At 66.8% G+C, this 22,052-nt stretch carries 9 protein-coding genes; 4 read left to right on the top strand and 5 right to left on the bottom strand.

The genetic code is table 11. The features are described from left to right. Nucleotides 1–106: 106 nt before the first annotated feature. Both Q4S45_RS22580 and Q4S45_RS22575 read right to left on the bottom strand, forming a co-directional pair. Nucleotides 107–11,140, bottom strand: coding sequence for a YDG domain-containing protein (locus Q4S45_RS22580; RefSeq protein WP_305507779.1), 11,034 nt, complete (start codon nucleotides 11,138–11,140; stop codon nucleotides 107–109). Nucleotides 11,141–11,281: 141 nt separating this feature from the next. Next, nucleotides 11,282–13,018 (bottom strand): ShlB/FhaC/HecB family hemolysin secretion/activation protein, encoded by a 1,737-nt coding sequence (locus tag Q4S45_RS22575; protein WP_305507777.1) that lies wholly within the window; start codon nucleotides 13,016–13,018, stop codon nucleotides 11,282–11,284. Between the two features lie 663 nt (nucleotides 13,019–13,681). Between Q4S45_RS22575 and Q4S45_RS22570 the strand changes: the two genes are divergently transcribed. The 4 genes from Q4S45_RS22570 (at nucleotide 13,682) to Q4S45_RS22555 (ending at nucleotide 16,758) form a co-directional block, all read left to right on the top strand. Next, the gene (locus Q4S45_RS22570; RefSeq protein ID WP_305507776.1) at nucleotides 13,682–14,191 is read left to right on the top strand and encodes a periplasmic heavy metal sensor; all 510 of its coding nucleotides are present in this window, start codon (nucleotides 13,682–13,684) and stop codon (nucleotides 14,189–14,191) included. 14 nt (nucleotides 14,192–14,205) lie between these two features. Next, a complete protein-coding gene (locus Q4S45_RS22565; protein ID WP_305507774.1) occupies nucleotides 14,206–14,919 on the top strand; it encodes a winged helix-turn-helix domain-containing protein in 714 nt (237 codons plus the stop codon). Then, on the top strand, nucleotides 14,912–15,934 hold the full coding sequence (locus Q4S45_RS22560; protein WP_305507773.1) for a HAMP domain-containing sensor histidine kinase: 1,023 nt from the start codon (nucleotides 14,912–14,914) through the stop codon (nucleotides 15,932–15,934). The genes Q4S45_RS22565 and Q4S45_RS22560 overlap by 8 nt, the downstream gene beginning before the upstream one ends. A gap of 104 nt (nucleotides 15,935–16,038) precedes the next feature. Beyond that, the gene (locus Q4S45_RS22555) at nucleotides 16,039–16,758 is read left to right on the top strand and encodes a hypothetical protein (RefSeq protein WP_305507771.1); all 720 of its coding nucleotides are present in this window, start codon (nucleotides 16,039–16,041) and stop codon (nucleotides 16,756–16,758) included. On the opposite strand, the gene Q4S45_RS22550 is transcribed toward Q4S45_RS22555, so the two are convergent. From Q4S45_RS22550 to Q4S45_RS22540, 3 genes are all read right to left on the bottom strand, one after another. Then, complete coding sequence (locus Q4S45_RS22550; RefSeq protein WP_305507769.1) at nucleotides 16,718–17,524, bottom strand: cell envelope integrity protein TolA; 807 nt, start codon at nucleotides 17,522–17,524, stop codon at nucleotides 16,718–16,720. The genes Q4S45_RS22555 and Q4S45_RS22550 overlap by 41 nt on opposite strands. Before the next feature lie 240 nt (nucleotides 17,525–17,764). Then, nucleotides 17,765–20,857, bottom strand: coding sequence for an efflux RND transporter permease subunit (locus Q4S45_RS22545; RefSeq protein ID WP_305507767.1), 3,093 nt, complete (start codon nucleotides 20,855–20,857; stop codon nucleotides 17,765–17,767). Continuing rightward, nucleotides 20,854–22,017 carry an efflux RND transporter periplasmic adaptor subunit gene (locus tag Q4S45_RS22540; protein ID WP_305507765.1) on the bottom strand — a complete coding sequence of 388 codons (1,164 nt, stop codon included), beginning with the start codon at nucleotides 22,015–22,017 and terminating at the stop codon, nucleotides 20,854–20,856. The genes Q4S45_RS22545 and Q4S45_RS22540 overlap by 4 nt, the downstream gene beginning before the upstream one ends. Nucleotides 22,018–22,052: the final 35 nt, after the last annotated feature.

Here is a 22,052-nt window from a genome sequence, read left to right as displayed (position 1 = left end):
AACTGAAAATGCGGGGCCGGCCTGCGCCCCGTTCGGGTGATGCGGTCAAAGTCCGGCGGAACCGGCAGCGGGCATGGGACCGGCCGCAGCCGGCCCCGCCATCGCCTTACTTGCAGTCCTTGCGGTCCTTGCAGGGCTCCTTCAGCTTCAACGAGCCGGCGTGCGGATAGGCCGCGCGTTCGGTCAGGTCGATCGGCATGCCGTTGTCGATCAGGTCGGTGCTGCTGTCGGCCTTCTTCTGGGCGTCGCGCAGGATCTTCGACAGCGATACGATGTTCTGGCTGACGAAGTCATCGAGCACGCGGTTGTACGGCTTGGAGTTGCCGAGGTACAGAGCGACCAGCTCCCTGGAGTACTCCCTGAGCGCGACGCCGTTCGTCACCGACACCTGCACGCCGGAGCCGCCGAAGAACGCTGGAACCGCCGGGGTCAGGGCGCCGAGCGTGACGTTGGCGTTGTCCTTGACCTTGAACGGAAGCGTCGCCGTGCCGATGGAGCCGCTGCCGGTGAACTGCGTCAGCGCCAGGCTGACCTTCGGCGAATCGATGATGCCGCTTCCGGTCATCTGCAGGCCGTAGCCGGCCGTCAGGTCGACCTGCGGTGCCGTGATCTTGCCGACCGTGATCAGGTTCGCGTCCCTGAGCGTGACGTTGGAGCCGGTGGCGCTGACGGCGCCGACAAAGTCGTTGGCCGCGTTGGCCAAGTTGACCGCGCCAGTCGTATCGATGCTAGTGGTGCCGCCGACCTTCACAATGCCCTTCTGGGTGACGTCGCCCTTCGCGCCAGCCTGCAGGTTGCCAGTGACGTCGGCAGAAGCGAAGCTAAGCGCATTTTTATCGGCCAGCTTTGCACTGTCTGCAGCGAGCGTGACGTCGCCGCCGAAATCGTTGCCGGCATCGTTCAGCGTGACGGCTTGACCGGTTGCGGCGATGTTGCTGGTGCCTGTCACGACCAGCGCCCCGGTTTGGGCGACCGCGCCGCGGGACGTGGCGCCAAGCGTGCCCGTGACCGTCGTCGGGCCGAACGTCAGCCCGACCGAGTCAGTGGTCAGGGCGCCGCTGCTTCCGTCCGCCGTCAAGCCAGCGACGCTGGACAGGCTGGTGGCGCCGGTGGTGTTCAAATGCGCCGCCAAGACGTTGGCATCCTTGATCATTGCTGTGTTGGCCGCCAGGGTCAGGGCGCCGCCGAAGTCGTTGGTAGCCATTCCCAAGGAGACGTCCTGGCCTGACGCCACAATGTTGCTGGTGCCCGTCACGGCCAGCGCCCCGGTCTGGCTGACCGCGCCGCGGGAAGTGGCGCCAAGCGCGCCTGTGACCGTCGTCGGGCCGAACGCCAGCCCGGCCGAGTCAGTGGTCAGCGCGCCGCTGCCACCGTCCACCGTCAAGCCGGCCACGCTGGTCAGGCTGGTCGCGCCGGTGGTGGCCAGGTGTGCCGCCAGGGCGTTGGCATCCTTGATCGTCGCGGTGCCGGCGGCTAGGGTCAGCGCGCCGCCGAAGTCGTTGCCGACATCGTTCAGGGCGACGGTTTGCCCTGCTGCGGCAATATTGCTGGCGCCGGTCACAGTCAGCGATCCGGTCTGGCCGACTGCGCCGCGGGAACCGGCTGCCAGCGCCCCTGTGACCTTTGTCGTGCCGAACGTGAGCCCTGACGAGTCGGTGGCCAAGGAGCCGCTGTTGCCGTCCACCGTCAGACCGGTCGCGCTGGCCAGGCTGGTGGCGCCCGTGGTAGTCAGATGCGCCGCCAAGGCATTGGCATCCTTGATCGTTGCGGTGCCTGCGGCCAGGGTTAACCCTCCGCCGAAGTCGTTGGTCGCCATCGCCAAGGCAACGTCCTGGCCTGTCGCCAAAATATTGCTGTTGCCCGTGACCGACAACGCCCCGGTCTGGCTGATTGCGCCGGTGGCAACCATACTCAGGTCGCCGGTGACGCCTGTGGCGCCCAGCGTCAGAGCGCCGGAGTGGATGTCCAGCCCGCCACTGGTCTGGGCGGAGATGGACAATTGATTCTTGTCGGTCACCTTGGCAGCCGAGGAGGACAGTGCCACCGCGCCGCCGAAATCGTTGCCGGCATCGTTCAGCGTGACGGCTTGCCCCGCTGCGGCGATGTTGCTGGTGCCCGTCACGGCCAGCGCCCCGGTCTGGCTAACCGCGCCGCGGGAAGTGGCGCCAAGCGCGCCGGTGACCGTGGTCGGGCCGAACGCCAGCCCGGCCGAATCGGTGGTCAGGGCTCCGCTGCTGCCGTCCACGGCCAGACCGGTGACGCTGGCCAGACTGGTGGCGCCGGTGGTGGTCAGGTGTGCCGCCAGGGTATTGGCATCCTTGATCGTTGCGGTGCCGGCCGCCAGGGTCAATGCGCCGCCGAAGTCATTGGTAGCCATACCCAGGGAGACGTCCTGGCCCGACGCCGCAATATTGCTGGCGCCGCTGACCGACAACTTCCCGGTCTGGCTGACCGCGCCACGGGAAGTGGCGCCAAGCGCGCCGGTGACCGTCGTCGGGCCGAACGCCAAACCAGCCGAATCAGTGGCAAGGGAGCCGCTGGCGCCGTCCACGGCCAAACCGGTGACGCTGGCCAGGCTGGTGGCGCCGGTGGTAGTCAAATGTGCCGTCAGGGCATTGGCATCCTTGATCGCTGCGGCGCCGGCCGCCAAGGTCAATGCGCCGCCGAAGTCGTTGGTAGCCATACCCAGGGAGACGTCCTGGCCTGACGCCGCAATATTGGTGGCGCCGCTGACCGAGAGCGCCCCGGTTTGGCTGACCGCGCCGCGGGAAGTGGCGCCAAGTGCGCCGCTGACCGTCGTCGGGCCGAACGCCAGCCCGGCAGAGTCGGTGGTAAGCGCGCCGCTGCTGCCGTCCACCGCCAAGCCGGTGACGCTGGCCAGACTGGTGGCGCCGGTTGTGGTCAAATGCGCCGTCAGGCTATTGGCATCCTTGATCGCTGCGGTGCCGGCGGCCAGGATCAGGGCGCCGCCGAAATCGTTGGTAGCCATACCCAGGGAGACGTCCTGGCCTGCCGCCGAAATATTGCTGAGGCCGCTGACCGACAGCGCCCCGGTCTGGCTGACCGCGCCGCGGGAAGTGGCGCCAAGCGTGCCGATGACCGACGTCGGGCCGAACGCCAGAGAGGCCGAATCAGTGGTCAGGGCGCCGCTGCTGCCGTCCACCGTCAAGCCGGCCACGCTGGTTAGGCTGGTGGCGCCGGTGGTGGTCAAATGCGCCGTAAGGGCATTGGTATCCTTGATCGCTGCGGCGCCGGCGGCCAGGGTCAATGCTCCGCCGAAGTCGTTGGTAGCCATACCCAGGGAGACGTCCTGGCCTGCCGCCGCAATATTGCTGAGGCCGCTGACCGACAGCGCCCCGGTCTGGCTGACCGCGCCGCGGGAAGTGGCGCCAAGCGTGCCGCTGACCGCGGTCGGGCCGAACGCCAACCCGACCGAATCGGTGGTCAGGGCGCCGCTGCTGCCGTCCACGGCCAGGCTGGTGACGCTGGCCAGGCTGGTGGCGCCGGTAGTAGTCAAATGCGCCGTCAGGTTATTGGCATCCTTGATCGCTGCGGTGCCGGCGGCCAGGGTCAAGGCACCGCGGAAGTCGTTGGTAGCCATCGCCAGGGAGACATCCTGGCCTGACGCCGCGATGTTGCTGGTGCCCGTCACGGCCAGCGCCCCGGTCTGGCTAACCGCGCCGCGGGAAGTGGCGCCAAGCGCACCGGTGACCGTGGTCGCGCCGAACGCCAACCCGGCCGAATCAGTGGTCAGGGCGCCGCTGCTGCCGTCCACGGCCAGGCTGGTGACGCTGGCCAAGCTGGTGGCGCCGGTGGTGGTCAAGTGCGCCGCCAGGGCATTGGCATCCTTGATCGTTGCGGTGCCGGCCGTCAGGGTCAATGCGCCGCCGAAGTCGTTGGTAGCCATACCCAGGGAGACGTCCTGGCCTGACGCCGCAATATTGCTGGCGCCGCTGACCGACAATTTCCCCGTCTGGCTGACCGCGCCACGGGAAGTGGCGCCAAGCGCGCCGGTAACCGTCGTCGGGCCGAACGCCAGTCCGGCCGAATCGGTGCTCAGGGCGCCGCTGCTGCCGTCCACGGCCAGGCCGGTGATGCTGGCCAGGCTGGTGGCACCGGTGGTGGTCAAATGCGCCGTCAGAGCATTGGCATCCTTGATCGTTGCGGTGCCGGCCGTCAGGGTCAATGCGCCGCCGAAGTCGTTGCTAGCCATACCCAGGGAGACGTCCTGGCCTGACGCCGCCACGTTGCTGGTGCCCGTCACGGCCAGCGCCCCGGTCTGGCTGACCGCGCCGCGGGAAGTGGCGCCAAGCGCGCCGGTGACCGTCGTCGGGCCGAACGCCAGCCCGGCCGAATCGGTGGTCAGGGCTCCGCTGCTGCCGTCCACGGCCAGACCGGTGACGCTGGCCAGGCTGGTGGCGCCGGTGGTGGTCAGGTGTGCCGCCAGGGTATTGGCATCCTTGATCGTTGCGGTGCCGGCCGCCAGGGTCAATGCGCCGCCAAAGTCATTGGTAGCCATACCCAGGGAGACGTCCTGGCCCGACGCCGCAATATTGCTGGCGCCGCTGACCGACAATTTCCCGGTCTGGCTCACCGCGCCACGGGAAGTGGCGCCAAGCGCGCCGGTGACCGTCGTCGGGCCGAACGCCAAACCAGCCGAATCAGTGGCAAGGGAGCCGCTGGCGCCGTCCACGGCCAAACCGGTGACGCTGGCCAGGCTGGTGGCGCCGGTGGTAGTCAAATGTGCCGTCAGGGCATTGGCATCCTTGATCGCTGCGGTGCCGGCCGCCAGGGTCAATGCGCCGCCGAAGTCATTGGTAGCCATACCCAGGGAGACGTCGTGGCCTGCCGCCGCAATATTGGTGGCGCCGCTGACCGAGAGCGCCCCGGTCTGGCTGACCGCGCCGCGGGAAGTGGCGCCAAGCGCGCCTGTGACCGTCGTCGGGCCGAACGCCAGCCCGGCCGAGTCAGTGGTCAGCGCGCCGCTGCTGCCGTCCACGGCCAGGCCGGTGACGCTGGCCAGGCTGGCGGCGCCGGTGGTATTCAAATGCACCGTTAGGGTATTGGCGTTGATGGTTGCGGTGTCGGCGGCCAGGGTCAAGGCGCCGCCGAAGTCGTTGCTAGCCATACCCAGGGAGACATGCTGGCCTGACGCCGTAATATTGCTCGCGCCGCTGACCGAGAGCGCCCCGGTCTGGCTGACCGCGCCGCGGGAAGTGGCGCCAAGCGCGCCGATGACCGTCGTCGGGCCGAACGCCAGCGAGGCCGAATCAGTGGTCAGGGCGCCACTGGTGCCGTCCACGATCAGGCCGGTGGCACTGGCCAGGCTGGTGGCACCGGTGGTGCTCAAATGCGCCGTCAGGGCATTGGCATCCTTGATCGCTGCGGTGCCGGCCGTCAGGGTCAATGCGCCGCCGAAGTCGTTGGTAGCCATACCCAGGGAGACGTCCTGGCCTGACGCCGCAATATTGCTGGCGCCGCTGACCGAGAGCGCCCCGGTCTGGCTCACAGGGCCGCCGGCAACCACGTCCATGGCGCCGCCGACAGTGGCTCGAACAAACGTCAGGCCGCCATTGGTCGCCAGGGCGAAGTTGTTGACGCTGTCGACGGTGACCTTGTCGATGGCGTTATTGGCATTGCCGAGGGAGACATCGCCTGCACCCGTTGCCAGCGTAATGCCGTCCTGGACCGCGACAGCGGTACCGTCAGCCTGGCGCACTCCCGCACCGCCGCCGATCGCCACGGTTCCCGCGGTCAGGTCGCCCAGACTAACGGTGCCCGCAGCCTGCTGGATGTCAAGCGCCCCCGTTACCGCCAGCGTACCGCCGGTCTGGTTGAACAAGGTATTGGCCGTCGCCGACCCGGCCGCGGTCGATCCGCCGGACTGGGCGTAGCTGTCGGTATTGAGCGAGTGCGCCACGTTCAGCGTGCCGCCGGTCTGGCTGAAGGAAGCACCAGTCATCGAATCGGCGAGAACGGCGCCGCCGGTCTGGCTGTATCCGCCGGCGTTCAGTGCCTGCGCTACGGTCAGCGCGCCGCCACCGACGTTGAGCGTGCCGCCGCCCTCAATGTTGTCGAGCTGGACCGAACCGGCCAGCGGTATCACGGCGTTCGTAAAGTTGACTGTTTTCCCGGCCGGGATGACGACCTTGGCGACGTTTGCGGCGTCCGGCAGCGCTCCGCCCTGCCAGTTGGCGGCGGAGGCCCAATCGCCGCCGCTGGCGCCGATGTAAGTGACGCTCGGGAGCCGGGTAATCGAGTTCGTGGTCGTCGCGGTGTTGTTATCGAGGGTGTAGTTACTGGCGGTCGTACCAGCCAGCGTGAAGCCGCTGATCGACACGGTTTTTCCGGCGCCCACGTTACGATCGCTGAAATTGGCCGTGCCGCCGGCAATTGCCAACACGTCGCCTGCGACTACACCGTTGAAGACGGCGCCCGCGGAGTTGAGCGCCGCGGTGGTATTGCCGTCGTAGACCTTGTCGGCGCTGAGGAGCGAACTGACGCTCGTGATGTGGGCCTGACTGATCGTCGCAGCGGATGGGGCCTGAATCGCCAGGGTGTAGTTCGCCATTTTCGGCCCCGCCAGCGTCAAGCCGCTGTACGTAACGCTCGAAGCGTCCGCAACGTTCTGGCTGTTGTAGGTGCCTACCGGCGTGCCGACGATGGCGGCGCCGTCGCCGATGTATGGTTTGCCATCGGCGGAGGTGCCGGCACCGGGCGCCTCGGCGGCCTGCAGGGTCGCCGTGCCGCTGACCAGGGCGGCTGTGTTGGCGTCATAGACCTTGGAAGCCGGGACCGACAGGCCGCTCATCGACAGGGTCTTCGGCGTAATCTGCGTTCCGAGAATGACCTGGCCCGCGGAAAGGCTGTAATTGCTGGCCAGGCCGCCGCCGCCGCCGTTCGCCAGCGAAATGCTGTCGACCGTAACCTGATTGGCGGTGAGGACGTCGCTGGTGTTGAAACTGCCGATGGCGCCGCTGACGACGACGGTTTCGCCGGCGACAAATCCACCGGTCAGCGTCACCACCGGCGCGGCGGCCGTGGTGGCGTCGTACACCTTGTCCGGTGCCGATACGGTGGCGGTCAATACCGCTGGTGTGATGTGCGCAGTTGTGGTGGCACCTGACGCAATGCTGTAGTTGCTGGCCAGGCCGCCGTTGGCACCGTCGGCCAGCGTGGCGTTGTCGAGGGTGACGGTATTCGCCGTCAGCACGTCCTTGCTGTTGAAGCTGGCGGCGCTGCCGGTGAGGCTGACGGTCTCCGTACCTACAAAGCCACCGGTGATGGCCACCGTCGGCACCGCAGCGGTTGTGCCGTCGTACGTCTTGTCGGTCGCCGTGAAGCTAGCGGACAAGCCTTTTGGTGTGATGTGCGCGACCGCGGTGCCAACCGCGGGCAGGTAGTAGTTGCTGGTCATTCCGCCGCCGGCGCCGTCGGCCAGCGTGAAGTTGTCGACCGTGACCTGATGGGCATCAAGCACATTCTTGCTGTTGAAACTGCCGGTGGCGCTGACGCCCAGCGATTCCCCGGCTACCAAGCCGCCGGTCAACGTCACGACCGGCGCCGCGACGACGGTACCGTCGTACACCTTGTCCGGTGCGGACACGCTCGCGCTCAATGTCGCCGGCGTGATATTCGCGTTCGTCGTGGCGCCTGGCGCGATGCTGTAATTGCTGCCGATGCCGCCATTGGAGCCGTCGGCCAGCGTGGCGCTGTTGAGAGTCACCGTAGTGGCCGTCAGTACATCTTTGCTGTTGAAGCTGGCCGTCCCGCTGGCGACACTGACGGTTTCCGTACCGACAAAGCCACCAGTGATGGCGACCGTGGGCGTCGCCGCAGTCGTACCGTCGTATGCCTTGTTGGGCGCCGTGATAGTGGCCGTCAAAGCTTTGGGTATAATGTGCGCAGTGGCGGTTGCGCTCGTGGCGAGGCTGTAATTACTAGCCAGGCCGCCGTTGGTGCCGTCGGCCAGCGCGATGCCATTGACAGTGACCTGGTTTGCACTCAGGACGTCCTTGCTGTTGAAATTTGCGGTGGTGCTACTGACGGCCACGGTTTCGCCGCCAACCAGACCAGCGGTCACCGTAATCAGCGGCGCCGCCGCCGTCGTTGTTGCGTCGTACACCTTGTCCGGCGCGGACACGCTCGCGGTCAATACGGCCGGCGTAATGGTTGCGGCCGCAGTCTGGCCCGAAGCGATGCTGTAGTTGCTGGCCAGCCCGCCGTTAGCGCCATCGGTCAGCGAAACGGAATTCACCGTTACCACATTCGCGGTCGCGACATCCTTCGTGTTAAAACTGGCGGAACCGATCACGTTCACCGTCTCGGTGCCCGCAAGGCCGGCCGTAATGCTAAACGTCGGAGTCGCGACGGTGGTGCCGTCGTAGACCTTGTTGGGAGCTGTAGCGGTGGCAGTCAGCGGCGCGGGCGTAATAGTCGCCGCTAAGGCCGGCTGCAACGTCAGGATGTAATTGCTGGCGTCGGCGCCGGCCAACGTCAGGCCCCCGAAGGTCACGCTACTGGCTCCCACGACGTTCTTGCTGTTGTAGGTGCCACTTGCGGTGCCGGACAAAGCAACGACGTCGCCGATGTAGCTCTTGCCGTCGCTGCCCGAGCCGGAATAAATGGCTTCGCTCACGGCGAGCGTCGGCGCGCCGCTCACCACCGCCGTCGTGCTTCCGTCATAAACCTTGCTTGCCGGCACCGACAATCCGCTCATCGATAGCGCCTTTGGTTGTACGTTAAGCGTGTTGAGAGCGTAGTCGACGTGATATCCGAGTTGGTCGCTTATGCCGGATGCGGTGACAGGATGCGCGCCAACCGTCGGCAGGCCGCTCGAGGAAGTACTGCCGCCGACCGAAAGCGTCAACGCGCCGCTAAGCGCCTGCGCATTCGTGTCGCCGTTCACCAGGCCTGTCGGCAGCGGCGACAGGGCTGGAACCGCAGTGCCATAGAACATCGAGATTGAGCTGCCAGGAATCGTGACCGTCGGCTGCTCTCGGTACACCGCGCTCACGCCGGGGGTGAGATCGGCGCTGAAGTTGCGAATGTTTGCGTCGCTGCCGTAGCGGAACATGCCGCTGCCCGCCCCCACCAAGCCAGTGAGGCCGGTGCTGCCGGCAACGCTGCCGGTGTACAGCGTTGCATACTGACCGGCGGCGACGTTGACCGAGCCGCTTCCAGAGACGGTGATGTCGCCACCGCCCGCGCTGCCTGCCGAAGAGTTGGAGCCTGCATTGACGACGATCGCCGGCGGAGTACCCGAATTGCCGGAGGTCAGCGCGCCGGTAATCGCCACGTCGGATTGCCCGTCGATCGTAATCGTGCCGGTGCCGGCATGGATGCTGCCAGTCGATACGGCGCCCCGGGAGTACACGCTTACGTCGCCGCCGTTCGACACAATGGAGGTGCCGACCACGGAGCCGGCCCGGTTGGAGCCGCCGCCATTGCCGGCAATGTTGATCTTGCCGCCGCCGCTGATCAACGTCCCGGCCACGATCGCGCCGTCGCCGTTCAGGTTGATCGCCCCGTTGCCCCCATTGCTGGTAATCGGCTGGTTGACGGTGATGTTCGCAACGGCCTTCAGCGTCAGGCTGTAATCCTGGGACCAGGTGACGGCGTCATTGACGGTGATATTGCCAGAGCCGCTCTGCCCGGAAACGGTATCGACTATCACGTTGTTATTGTCCAGTGCTGTGGACAGGTCGCTCGAATTGAGGATCGAAGTTCCAGTGCTGGGGTCGCTGGAACTCGAGTCGCTGCTGATCGTGATATCGGTCGGATCGAGCAGCAAGGTGCCGGTGGTGCCGTGCGCGGCGGTCGTGCTGACTTTACCGGAGAATGCCAGCGTGCGCTTGCCAGAGGTCTCCACAAAGCCGCCGTCGCCGCCTTGCGCGCCGCCCTTCGCAGAAATGCTGCCGGCGAACCCGGTATGCTGGTCCGACCACACGGCCACCGTGCCGCCGTTGCCGCTGGTGATGGCGTCGGCATTGATCGAAGCGCCCTTCTCCACCTGGGTCTGCGATGCGGTCTTCAGCGCCCCGGCGCCGTGGAAGTCGCCGCCGATCCGCGCGCTGCCGCCCCCTGCGTCGCCCGACACATCGACATTCGCGCCCGTCTGGAGGCTGACGCGATCGCCCAGCACCGCCACCGAACCGCCCTTGGCGCCCGCCTCCGCACCGCTGGCGGCCAGCGTGCCGCTGACGGCAACCGTGCCGGCGTTGCCGCCGTCGATCACGATCTGGCCGTCGCGCATGCCGATCGAATTGGCGCGCACCACGCCGCTGGTGTTGATCACAGTGTCGAGCACCGCGTTGGCCGAATGCGCGCTCATGAACACTTTGCCGCCGTCGGCGCTGATGCTGCCCGAGTTGACCACGGCCGCATTGGCGGTGGCAGCATCCACATTCAGGCTCACGAGCTTGTCGCCGGCGATGTCGAGCGACACACGTCCGCCCGCGGCCAGCGCCGCGGAGCCGCCCGTCGTTACGATGCTGCCGCTGTTGCTCACCTGCGGCGCTGCCAGCACCACGAAGGCGCCGCGCAGCATGCCCTGGTTGTCCACCGCGCCGGCGCCCGCGCCGCCCTCGAATTTGTAGTTGCCCGCGTTGAAATTGGCGTCGCTGATGCGCATGCTCGACGCCACCAGGCCGCCGACGTCCACGCTGGCTCCCGGCGCGAAATACACGCCGGCGGTATTGACCAGGAATACCTTGCCGTTCGATGACAGCGAACCGAAGATGCGCGACGGATCGTTGCCCACCACCCGGTTCAGCGCCACCGCGGATGCACTTGGCTGGACGAAGCGCACGCCCTCCCCGGCTCCGATCGAAAAACTCTGCCAGTTGATGATGGCATTCTGCGAGCCCTGGGTGACCAGGGTGGTGGAAGCGTTCGGGCGCGAGACGACGGCGCTGCCCGACACCACCCGTTCGCCGGTCGGCGAGGCGGCGGCCAGGCTGTGCACGAAGCCGGCGAGCAGCGCCAGCAGCGTGGCGCTGACGGTGCGGCGGCGCCCCGGCCAGTAGGTCACCGACAGCTTGCGCGTCAGCTTGACGACGATCGGCTTGATCGAGGTGGGGACGAAACGGCGGATGCCGCGCGCCTGGGCGGCTTGATTCGATTGGGCGGATTTGGACATGATCATTTCCTTACGTGGACTCGACTGCATTGTTTAGCGACGCAAGCCGGGCCCCGCACCGGCGGCGACGGCGCCGCACTCGCGGTTCCGCCCCGGCCTGCAAAGGTGGCAAAGCTTGCAAACAAAACGTGTTGGGTGTTCCTAGAATGCGTACGCGGCCTGGGCCCAGATGCGCGCTCCACCTTTCGGCACGAACGCCGGATCCAGCGGGTCCAGGCCCTTGTGCTGCCAGGCCGCCGATACCTTGAGCAGGAACTTGTCCGCATAGCCCAGGTTCAGGCCGACGCCATAGCCCGAAATATGCGACGAGTTGTACTCGTATTTCAGGTTGCTGTTGTCGTGGTTGCGGGTGGTGCGGCCATAGTCGTAGAACAGCGTGGCCACGGCGTCGAAGCGGTTGTACTTCAACATCGATGGCGCGAATCGCAGTTCAGCCGTGGCGGCCACGCCGTGGTCGCCCACCAGGGTGCCGACCGGGAAGGCGCGCACCGTGTTGTCGCCGCCGATGGTGAATTTCTCGGCCGCGTGAAGGTTCTTGTTCGATTGCTGGCCGCTCACGCTGAGCAAGAGGTGCAGTGGAGGCGCGAGCTGCTGCAGCCGCTGCACGGAATACATCAGCTTATTGAACTTGCCGGCCGCGCGTGCGCCGAAATCGGGCTGCTGGTCCAGGAACGCCAGTTCGGGATCGTCGATCTTCAGGTCTCCGCGCATGCCGCTGATGCTGTACACGGTGACGCCCGAAAAATCGTCGCGCACGTCGCCGTTCAGCTGGAGCCGGCCGGTGTTGAGGGTGCGCCGGTCGGAGGTCGCCACCGGAGTGGTGGTCCTGTCGTCCAGCTTCTTGCGCTCGAAGACCAGCTGCAGGAACAGGTTGTTGTTCTTGCTGCGCATGAGGGGGTGCGCGGCATTGGCCGAGATGACGTTGGCCACGCCGTTCGCGCCCAGCGCCGCGATCTCCTTGCCGAGCACGTAGTCGAGGCGCGCCGCGCTGACGCCAACGCGCGTGCCGAGCGGCCCCACCGGCAGCGAATAGCCGACGCGGCCGAAGCCGTTGCCGTTCTCGTTGGCGCGGAAGCCGCGCAGCGACAGCTGGTCGCCCAGGCCGTACGGGTTATTGACGTTGATCTCGCCGCCGAGACGGTTCTTGCCGGTGGTGCGGCTGCCGTAGTTGTCGAACTCGAGCCGGCCGTTGATGCGCGGGGCGTCCGGATCGGTGACCACGTTGACCGTGATGCTCGCGGTGCCTGCCGTGCTGCCCGGGTCGATCACGGACTTGGCGTCCACGCGCGGCACGTCGCGCAGCAGCAGCAGCGGACGCTCGATGCCGTTTTCGGTGATGGTCTGCCCGCTTTTCAGGAAGTGGTTAGCCAGGTTGTTGGCGTAGCTCTTGCTCATCGGCGCATCGTCGGCCACGTTGATCGTGACGGTATCGATGCGCCCTTCCAGCACGGCGATGTCGACCACGCCGCTGGCGGGCGCTTGCGCCGGAATGTAGGCCTGCGCCAGGAACCAGCCCTGCGCGCGGTAGTAGCGCTTGACCGCATCGGCCGCTTCGCCCAGCTGGGCCAGGGTCAACGGCCGGCCGAGATAGGGTGCGACCTGCGCGGCCAGCTTGTCGTCCGGCTGCGAATCGTTGCCGCTGAAGGTGAAGCGCGAGACGGAGATGGTGGCGCCGTCGGCCGGCGACGCCGGCGCCGCGGCGGGACCGGCGCCCTGGATCATGCCAGGCGCCGGCGGCTTCGACGGCTGCGCCGGCTTGAGGGTTGGGTCCTGCGTCTGGGTGCCGGGCACCTGGTCAGGAACGGCGCTGGCGACCGAGAAAGCCACGCCGCAGCCAGCCGCAGTCACCAGGCACCTGGTGATAGTCATCATCTTCATCTTTACCCATCCCGTGTTTTAGTTTTAGCAGACAGAACGAAAAGCAAATAATTATTTTTATGATTTAACAGATTTGACATATTTAACAAACCGATTCACAATCTTATGTGAATCGGACGGTCTTTTTATGCGCAACGCATATAATGCAAAGACGGCCCTGATAATCTCGACAGCAGATGTTTAATGCGGGGAACCAGAGTTCCCGGAACCGTCAATAATCAAAAACGGGAATTCAATATAACCAAAATCCTTTCGTCGTTGTTAGCCATTTGAAATAAAAACAACACGTTACATTTGGAGAGAATTAAACTGGCAATCGCGTGTATTCTGAGCGGCCGGAGGCCATATGCCTGGAGCGAAGGGAGTGGGGAAAAATTATCGACTTGCGGAAATCGATATTCGGAAACTACTGTAAATATTCTGCCTGCATACAATCCCATTAAAGCCGGCGCCCGTACTTTTAAACCAATCCCGATCGAATTGGATGGCCCGCTCCCCGGTAAAGCGGCGAGCTTGAGGCATGTCAGCCCCGTATTAACTTCGCCGGCCCCAGTCAATGTAAATTCCGTTGCAATTCGCTTTACAATTCTTTACGCGCCGTACACACTCCCGCCAAATGGCTGCCTTACAGTGGAACTACTCCCACCCCATAAAAGGCTCCCGATGAAAACGCAGAATGAAACCAATACCGCCGTCATGGCGCCACGCGCCGGACGGCGCTGGCTGATCGCCGCCGCGCTGGCCCTTGCGGCCGGCGCGGGCGGCGCCAGCTTCGCGATCGGCGCGCAGGGCCTGCCCGGCCCTCACGGCCACGCCGGCCACATGGCGATGGATCCCGCGGCCATGGACGCCCATATCGACAAGATGGTCGAACAGATCGCCGCCGACGCCAGCCCGGACCAGAAGGCGCGGGTGGCAGCCATTGCCAAGAGCGCCATGGCCGACCTGCGCCCGGTGCACGAACAGTTCCGCCAGGCGCACGCCAGCGCGCACCAGTTGCTGATGGCACCGGTGGTCGACCGCGCCGCCCTCGAGCAGTTGCGCGTGGAGCAGATGCAGCGCATGGATTTCATGAGCCGGCGCGTCCTGGCGGCGGTGGAAGACGCGGCCGACGTGCTCACGCCCGAACAGCGGGCGAAGTTCGCCGGCCATCTGAGGTCGCGCATACACTGAGGTATGATGCCCGCATGATCCAGACTGTCCTGATGATCGAAGACGACGAGCGCCTGGCCGGCATGGTGGCGGCCTATCTCGCGCCGCACGGCTTTACGGTGCGCCATGCGGCCACCGCGCAGGCGGGCCTTGCGGCGCTCCGGCAGGACGGCGAGGCCATCGCGCTGATTCTGCTCGACCTGATGCTGCCGGACGCCGATGGCCTCGACGTCTGCCGCCAGCTGCGCGCGCTCCCCGCGCCCCTGAGCGCGATCCCGGTCATGATGCTGACCGCGAAAGGCGATCCGTTCGACCGCGTCGTCGGCCTCGAAATCGGCGCCGACGACTACCTGCCCAAGCCGTTCGAGCCGCGCGAGCTGCTGGCGCGGCTGCGCGCAGTGCTGCGCCGCCCTCCGCTGGCGACGCCATCGGCAAGCCAGTTGCTGCGCTTCGGCCGCCTCGAAATCGACCTTGGAGCGCGCGCCGTGCGGCTCGCCGGCGAGGCGCGCGCACTGACCTCCTATCAGTTCGACCTGCTGGTCGCGCTGGCCGAGCGGGCCGGCCGCGTGCTGTCGCGCGAGCAGCTGCTCGACGCGGTCAAAGGCGAGGCATTCGATCCCTTCGACCGGTCGATCGACGTCCACGTCGGCCGCCTGCGCGCCGCGATCGAGGACGACGTCAAGCAGCCGCGCCGCATCATCACCGTGCGCGGCGCCGGCTACGTATTCGCCAGGGTGCACGATGCCTGAGGCGGCGACGCGCGTGGCGCCGGGCAGACGCCTGTATGTGCGCTTCTACGTGGCCGTGCTGGCCAGCCTGCTGGCGGTGTCGATCCTGTTCGGGCTTGCGCACCACGTCTTCGATCCGGCCCGCGCGGGACTGGCGGCAGTCGGCCCGCAGAGGCACGCGATCGGGTTCGGAGCACTGCTGGCCATCATCGCGCTGGTGGTCGCGGTGGCTTCCTATCCGGTGGTGCGGCGGCTTACCGGCCGGCTCGAGCGGCTGCAGCGCAGCGTCGAAGCCTGGGGCGCAGGCCAGCTGGCGACGCGCGTTGCGGTGGAGGGAGACGACGAGGTGGCGCGCCTGGCCGCCAGCTTCAACGCCTCGGCCGCGCATATCGAAAAGCTCGTCGGCGCCCAGAAGTCGCTGCTGGCAAACGCTTCGCACGAACTGCGCTCGCCGCTGGCGCGAATCCGCATGGCCGCCGAACTGATGGCGGAGCAGGCGCCGCCGGCAATCGGCGCCGAACTGCGGCGCAGCGTTGGGGAGCTCGACCAGCTCATCGACGAAGTGCTGCTGGCCAGCCGCCTCGATGCGGTGGGCGCCGACATGGCTCGCCTTGAGGAAGTCGACCTGACCGGCATCGTGGCGGAAGAATGCGCGCGGGTGGACGCTTCGCTGGAGGCGCGCGCGCACAGCATCGCGGGCGATCCGAAACTGCTGCGCCGGATGGTGCGCAACCTGCTGGAAAACGCCGTGCGCTACGGCGCCGGTTCGGCGATCGTCGTGCGGCTCGCGGCCGGCGCGGGCGCGGCCCTGCGGCTCGACGTGTGCGACGGCGGCCCCGGGATTCCCGAACCCGAACGCGAGCGCGTCTTCGAGCCGTTCTACCGGATTGCCGGCGCGAGCGAGGCGGCCGGCGGCGTCGGCCTCGGCCTGAGTCTGGTGCGCCAGATCGCGCGCCACCACGGCGGCGACGCCCAGTGCCTGCCGAACGGCGCCGGCGGCTGCTGCTTTCGCGTGACGCTGCCGTCCGCCGGCTGACTTTACACATCTTTACCGCGCCGGCACGAAGGCGACATGATCTCCCCGCACAGTAAGGCCAGCACGCGATCCGCCGTGCGACCACTTACTGAAAGGATGCGCGCATGACCGCCCACCAGGAACAAGAAACCGACACCACCGCCCGCAACGCCGGCGTGATCATCGCCCTCTGCGCGATTGCCTCGATCGCCGCCGTGGCGCTCGACTCGAGCGCGCAGGGCAGCAATCCGCTGGAGATCCTGCAAGGCCTGGTCAGGATTCGCGCATCGCACCAGCTTGTTCACATCGTCGCGATGGCCTGCCTCGGCGGGCTGATGTTCGGCTATACGGTGCTGTCGCAGCGGCTCGGGCTGCGCCGCGCGCCCGTCCTCATGGGCCTGATCGCCTACGGCGCCGGCAGCATGCTGATGTTCGTGGCCACCATCATCGACGGATTTATCAGTACCGACCTGGCGGCGCTGTTCGCCACCGGCTCGCCCGACGCGGTGCGCGCCGGCTACTGGATGATCCAGGCGATCGCCGGAGTCGCCCTGACCGACATCGCGCGCGTCGCGTGGGTGTGCCAGTCGATCGGCGCCGTCGCCTGGGCCATCGCCCTGGTGGGGCAGCTCGGCGCCCGCGGGTTCGGGATGGTGGGACTGGTGAGCGGCGCCCTGCCGGCCATCGCCGTGGTTGCGGCGGGGTCGAACATGACGGCGACGGTGGTCGCCGGCATCCTGCTGGTTCAGGCGGTCTGGAACCTGACCGCCGCCGCATACCTGCTGCGCGGCGCGATGCCGCGCCTTAGCGTCCCGGCGGCTTATAGTCCGGGAACATCTCCCTGAACAGGAATGCCTGCAATTCGGCGGTATCCTGGGGGCGCGCGCTCATTGTCACCACCCGTTGCAGGCGGTGCGAGTTCCATTCGAAATCGCCGGTCTTTTCCTTGCGGATCAATTCGATCATCTTCTTGATGATGGCCGTTTCGACGTCCACTTCGGCGCCCTGCTCCACCGTCACTTGCTGCAGCCAGCGCCGCTTGAAGTTCGGGTTCCAGCCGCGGAATTTCAGGTCGGCGCTGTGGAAGGTCTTGTTCGACAGGCTGAACACGCCGCCCGTTTCGTTCTTGTCGTCGCCGTGCGTGCGCCCATTGGCCGCGGCGATGTTGGCCGTGGCAATGCGGGTGGCGCGCGCACTCTCGCTTTCCTCGGACGGCGAGTCGCCCGGATCCCTGGCGCCGCGTGCCTTGCGGCGCGCCTCGATGTAGGCCTGCATGTCCATCTCCGGCGGCGGCGGCTGGGTCACCGGCTTCGGCTCCTCCTTCACCACCTCGACCGGCTTCTCGTTGGGCAGAGTGATCGTGTTGGGCAGTCGCTGGATACGCACCGGCGGCGTCTTCGGAGTTTTCTTCGGCGCCTGCTGCTGCTGGGCTTTAGGCTTGGGCTTGCCCGTCGGCAGAGGGGCGATGTAGACCATGGTCGAGCCGGCCGGCGGCGGAGCATGCTTCTCGCGGTGCGGCTGGAGGAAATAGATGGCAATCAGCAGCAGGTGCAGCGCGACGGTGACGATCAGGCCGGTGCGGTTCGGCCCGCGCTTCCCGTATTCGGTCACGCTGACCGGCAGCGCGTGCCCGCAAGAGGCGCAAATACCGTCGTTGTGTGGCGAAAAATGGGAATGGTCACGCAAAATAGCTACAACTTTCCAGGGAACAGGGGCAAAAGACGCTTCGGGAGCCGCAGTGTAAGCGGATTCGCGGCGCCCGCGCAAACGGGGTATCTTGTATAGCTTACAAGATGCCCCGCTTGACGGATGTTACAGAATGTATCTCCTAAGCTTCGCGTAAGTATGCCATCAATGGGCCGCCTCGTACTCGGCCAGGTGGTCGTCGGTCATCGGGCCGGTGCCGCTGTAGCGGTCGAGGAACAGGTAGATCACCGGCGTGATGTACAGCGTGATGACCTGCGAGAACAGCAGGCCGCCGACCACCGCCAGGCCGAGCGGCTGGCGCAGCTCGGCGCCGGCGCCCAGGCCCAGCGCGATCGGCAAGGCGCCCATCAGCGCCGCCAGCGTCGTCATCAGGATCGGCCGGAAGCGCAGGATGCAGGCCTCGCGGATCGCCGCGGCCGGGCTCAAGCCCTCGTTGCGCTGGGCGTCCAGCGCGAAGTCGATCATCATGATCGCGTTTTTCTTGACGATCCCGATCAGCATCAGGATGCCGATGATGGCGATCATGGTCAGGTCCAGGCCGAACAGGCGCAAGGTCAGGAGCGCGCCGACCGCCGCCGACGGCAGGCCGGCCAGGATCGTGATCGGGTGGATGTAGCTCTCGTACAGCACCCCGAGCAGCACGTAGATCACGCCCAGCGCGGCGACGATCAGGATGATCTGGCTGGACTGCGAATCCTTGAACACCGCCGCGTCGCCGCCGTACTTGGTGATCACCGAGGCCGGCAGCTTCATGTCGCGGCCCATGCGGTCGATCGCCGCGGTGGCCACGCCCAGCGGCACGTCCGGCGCCAGGTTGAACGACAGCGTGATCGCCTGCAGCTGGCCCTGGTGGTTGACCGAGATCGGGCCGACCGTGCGCTCGACCTTCGCGAACGAGGCCAGCTGCACCAGGCCGCCGGCGCGGCTGCGCACCGACACCCGCTGCAGCGCGTCGTCGAACTGGCGGTCGGCTTCGGCCGCCTCGAGGATCACGTTGTAGCTCGCCGCCGGCGCGTAGATAGTCGAGACCTGGCGCTCGCCGAACGCGGCGTACAGCGCGGTGCGCACGTCGGCCATCTGCACGCCCAGCGTGTTGGCCTTGTCGCGGTCGATCGTCAGCTGCGCCTGCAGGCCGCGGTTCTGCGAGTCGCTGGTGACGTCGCGGAAGTTCGGGTCGTTGCGCATCGCTTCCTGGAACTTGTTGGCCCAGCTGCCGAGCGAATCGGCGCTGACGCTTTGCAGCGTGTACTGGTAGCGGCTCTTCGACGGCCGCCCGCCCAGCTGCAGGTTCTGGATTGGCGACAGGTAGACCGCAACGCCGGGAATCGCGCGCGTGGCCTTGCGCAGTCCGTCGAGCACCTGCGGCATCTTGGCGCGCTGGCCGCGCGGTTTGAGCACCAGGAACATGCGGCCGCTGTTGCCGCCGCCGGTAAACGAGGTCACGTCCTGCACATTGGGGTCGGCGCGGATCGCCGCCACCACGCGGTCCTGCAGCTCCAGCAGCGCCGCCGACGAGGTGTCCTCGGACGCCTCCGTGGTGACGCGGATCTGGCCCAGGTCTTCCTCGGGGAAGAAGCCCTTCGGGATCGTCACGTACAGCACCACCGTGAGCGCGAAAGTGGCCAGCGCCACCAGCAGCACCACGTTGCGGTGCGCCAGCGCGATGTCGAGCGTTTTCGCATAGCCGTTGCGCACGCGCGTGAAGCCGGCTTCGAAGTGGCGCCCGATGAAGGTCTTCTCGCCCTCACCGTTCTCCACATGGGGCGGCAGCAGGCGCGAGGCGAGCATCGGCACCAGCGTCAGCGACACCGCCGCCGACACCAGGATCGACAGCCCGACCACCACCGCGAATTCGTGGAACAGCAGGCCGATCACGCCCGGCATGAAGAAGATCGGGATGAACACGGCAACCAGCGAAATCGAGATCGAGACGATGGTAAAGCCCATCTCCTTGGCGCCGACCAGCGCGGCGTTGATCGGCTTCTTGCCCATCTCGATGTGGCGCACGATATTTTCCAGCACGACGATGGCGTCGTCGACCACCAGGCCGACCGCCAGCGTGATGCCGAGCAGCGACACGTTATCGAGGCTGTAGCCGAGCCAGTTCAGCAGCGCCAGCGCGCCGAGCAGCGAGATCGGCATGGTCACGGCCGGGATGAAGGTGGCGGCGGCGCGGTGCAGGAACAGGAAGATCACCAGCACCACCAGCGCCACCGTCAGCGCCAGCGTCAGGTTGACGTCGTGGATCGCCTCGCGGATCGACACCGAGCGGTCGTTCACCAGGTTGATCTTGATCGAGGCCGGCACCTGCGACTCGAAGCGCGGCAGCAGCGCGCGCACCGCGTCAACCACCTGCACCGTGTTGGCATTGGGCTGGCGCTGCACCAGCAGCACGATCGAGCGCTCGCCGTTGTAGCTGCCGGCGGTCTTGACCGACTGGTAGCTGTCTTCGACGGTGGCGACGTCCTTCAGGCGCACCGGGTCGCCGTTGCGGGTGGCGACGATCAGTTCGGCGAACTCGGACGCCTTCATCAGCTGGGCGTTGCCCTGGATGGTCAGGGTCTGGCTGGGGCCATCGAGGATGCCCAGCGGCGAATTGGAGTTGGCCGCGCGCAGCGCCAGCGCCAGTTCGTCCATCGACAGGTTACGCGCGTTCATCAGGTCGGCCCTGGCGCGCACCCGCACCGCGAAGCGCTTCTGGCCGTTGACGCTGACCTGGGCCACGCCCGGCAGGGTCGAGATGCTCGGCGCGATCAGGTTCTCGGCGTAGTCGTTCAGGTCCGACAGGCTCATCGACGGCGAGTTCATCGTCATGAACAGCACCGGCGCGTCGGCCGGGTTGACCTTGCGGTAGGACGGCAGCTCCGTCATCTCCTGCGGCAGCTGGCGCTGGGCGCCGAGCAGCGCGGCCTGGACGTCCACCGCGGCGGTGTTGATGTCGATCTTCGGGTCGAATTCGAGCGTCAGCGAGGTATTGCCCTGAGTGCTGGTCGAGGTGATCAGGTTGATGCCGGCGATGGTCGAGAACTGCTTCTCGAGCGGCAGCGCGACCGACGAGGCCATGGTTTCCGGGCTGGCGCCGGCCAGGTTGGCATTGACGTTGATGACCGGCGTGTTATAGCTCGGCAGCGCGGCCACGGGGATCGAGCCGTAGGCCAGGATGCCGACCAGGATCAGGCTGATCGACAGCAGCACCACCATGACGGGGCGCCGGATGCACAGTTCGGAAATGCTCATGCCGACGGATCCTTCTTCGCCAGACGGGTGCTGTCATCCTTCTTGGCGCCGGCCAGCGCGACCTTGGCGCCCGGGCGCAGGTTCTGCTTGCCCTCGGTGATGACCCGTTCGTCGCCGGTCAGCCCCGACACGGCGGCCGACAGGCCGAAGCCGTGCAGGCGCACCACCGGCACCTGGCGCGCCGACAGGTCGGCATCGACCACGTACACGAAAGTGCCGCGGGTGGAGGTGATGATGGCCGCCTGCGGGATCACCAGCGCGCCGGCCAGGGTCTGGACCGTCAGCCTGGCGTTGACATACTGGCCCGGCCACAGGCTGTTGTCGCGGTTGTCGAACTGCGCCTTCACGCGGATCGTGCCGGACACCGCATCGACGGCATTGTCCACGAAGCTCAGTGCGCCGGTGACCGGCTTGCCGGCGTCGCCGGAACTGGCCTGCACCTCGACCTTGCCGCGCTTCTGGGCCGCCAGCACGTCGGCCAGCGCCGTCTCGGGCAGGGTGAACGCGACGGTGATTGGATCGAGCTGGGTGATGGTGGTGAGCGACGTGGCCAGCTGCACCAGGCTGCCCGGATAGACGTTGATGGCGCCGACCCGGCCCGACATCGGCGCGCGGATGGCGTTGTAGCTGGCCGAGACGCCGGTCGAGCGCAGCGCGGCCTGGTCGGCCACCACCAGCGCGCGCGCCGCTTCGACCTGGGCGCGCTGGGTGTCGGCGGCGCTTTGCGACAGGAACTTCTGCGCCACCAGCTCCTGGCTGCGCTTGAACTGGCGCTCGGCGTCGGCCAGCGCTGCCTGGTCGCGCGCGATCTGGGCGCGCGCCTTGTCGACATTGGCCGCATCGCTGCGGTCGTCGAGCGAGAACATCAGGTCGCCCTTCTTGACGAACTGCCCTTCCTTGATGTGGACGGTGCGGATCGTGCTGGTGGTCTGCGGATGCAGGTCGACCGTGCTGACCGGCGTGACCGTGCCGTTCGCGGCAAGCACCACCGGCACGTCCTGGCGCTGCGGCCTGACGACGTTGACGACGGTCGGCGCCTGGCCCGCGCCCTTGGCGGCGGCAGCCTTGGTGGGCGGCTCGCCGGCGCTGTGCAGATACCAGGCGGCGCCGCCGATGATCGCGATGGCCGCTGCCGCGACGCCGATATTTTTCTTCTTCATGCTAGTCATTTCCGGCCGCCCGTGAAGGACGGCTG

It is taken from the genome of Massilia sp. R2A-15 (assembly GCF_030704305.1).
Taxonomy (GTDB): domain Bacteria; phylum Pseudomonadota; class Gammaproteobacteria; order Burkholderiales; family Burkholderiaceae_D; genus JAFCUW01.
Note: the sequence above shows the minus strand (reverse complement) of the source record. Positions and strands in the feature narration are given on the sequence as shown.

Bases quoted from the DNA above. Each gene is read 5' to 3' on its own strand.
- Q4S45_RS22580 (WP_305507779.1), bottom strand. From the start codon at position 11,140: ATGTCCAAATCCGCCCAATCGAATCAAGCCGCCCAGGCGCGCGGCATC.
- Q4S45_RS22575 (WP_305507777.1), bottom strand. From the start codon at position 13,018: ATGAAGATGATGACTATCACCAGGTGCCTGGTGACTGCGGCTGGCTGC.
- Q4S45_RS22570 (WP_305507776.1), top strand. From the start codon at position 13,682: ATGAAAACGCAGAATGAAACCAATACCGCCGTCATGGCGCCACGCGCC.
- Q4S45_RS22565 (WP_305507774.1), top strand. From the start codon at position 14,206: ATGATCCAGACTGTCCTGATGATCGAAGACGACGAGCGCCTGGCCGGC.
- Q4S45_RS22560 (WP_305507773.1), top strand. From the start codon at position 14,912: ATGCCTGAGGCGGCGACGCGCGTGGCGCCGGGCAGACGCCTGTATGTG.
- Q4S45_RS22555 (WP_305507771.1), top strand. From the start codon at position 16,039: ATGACCGCCCACCAGGAACAAGAAACCGACACCACCGCCCGCAACGCC.
- Q4S45_RS22545 (WP_305507767.1), bottom strand. From the start codon at position 20,857: ATGAGCATTTCCGAACTGTGCATCCGGCGCCCCGTCATGGTGGTGCTG.
- Q4S45_RS22540 (WP_305507765.1), bottom strand. From the start codon at position 22,017: ATGAAGAAGAAAAATATCGGCGTCGCGGCAGCGGCCATCGCGATCATC.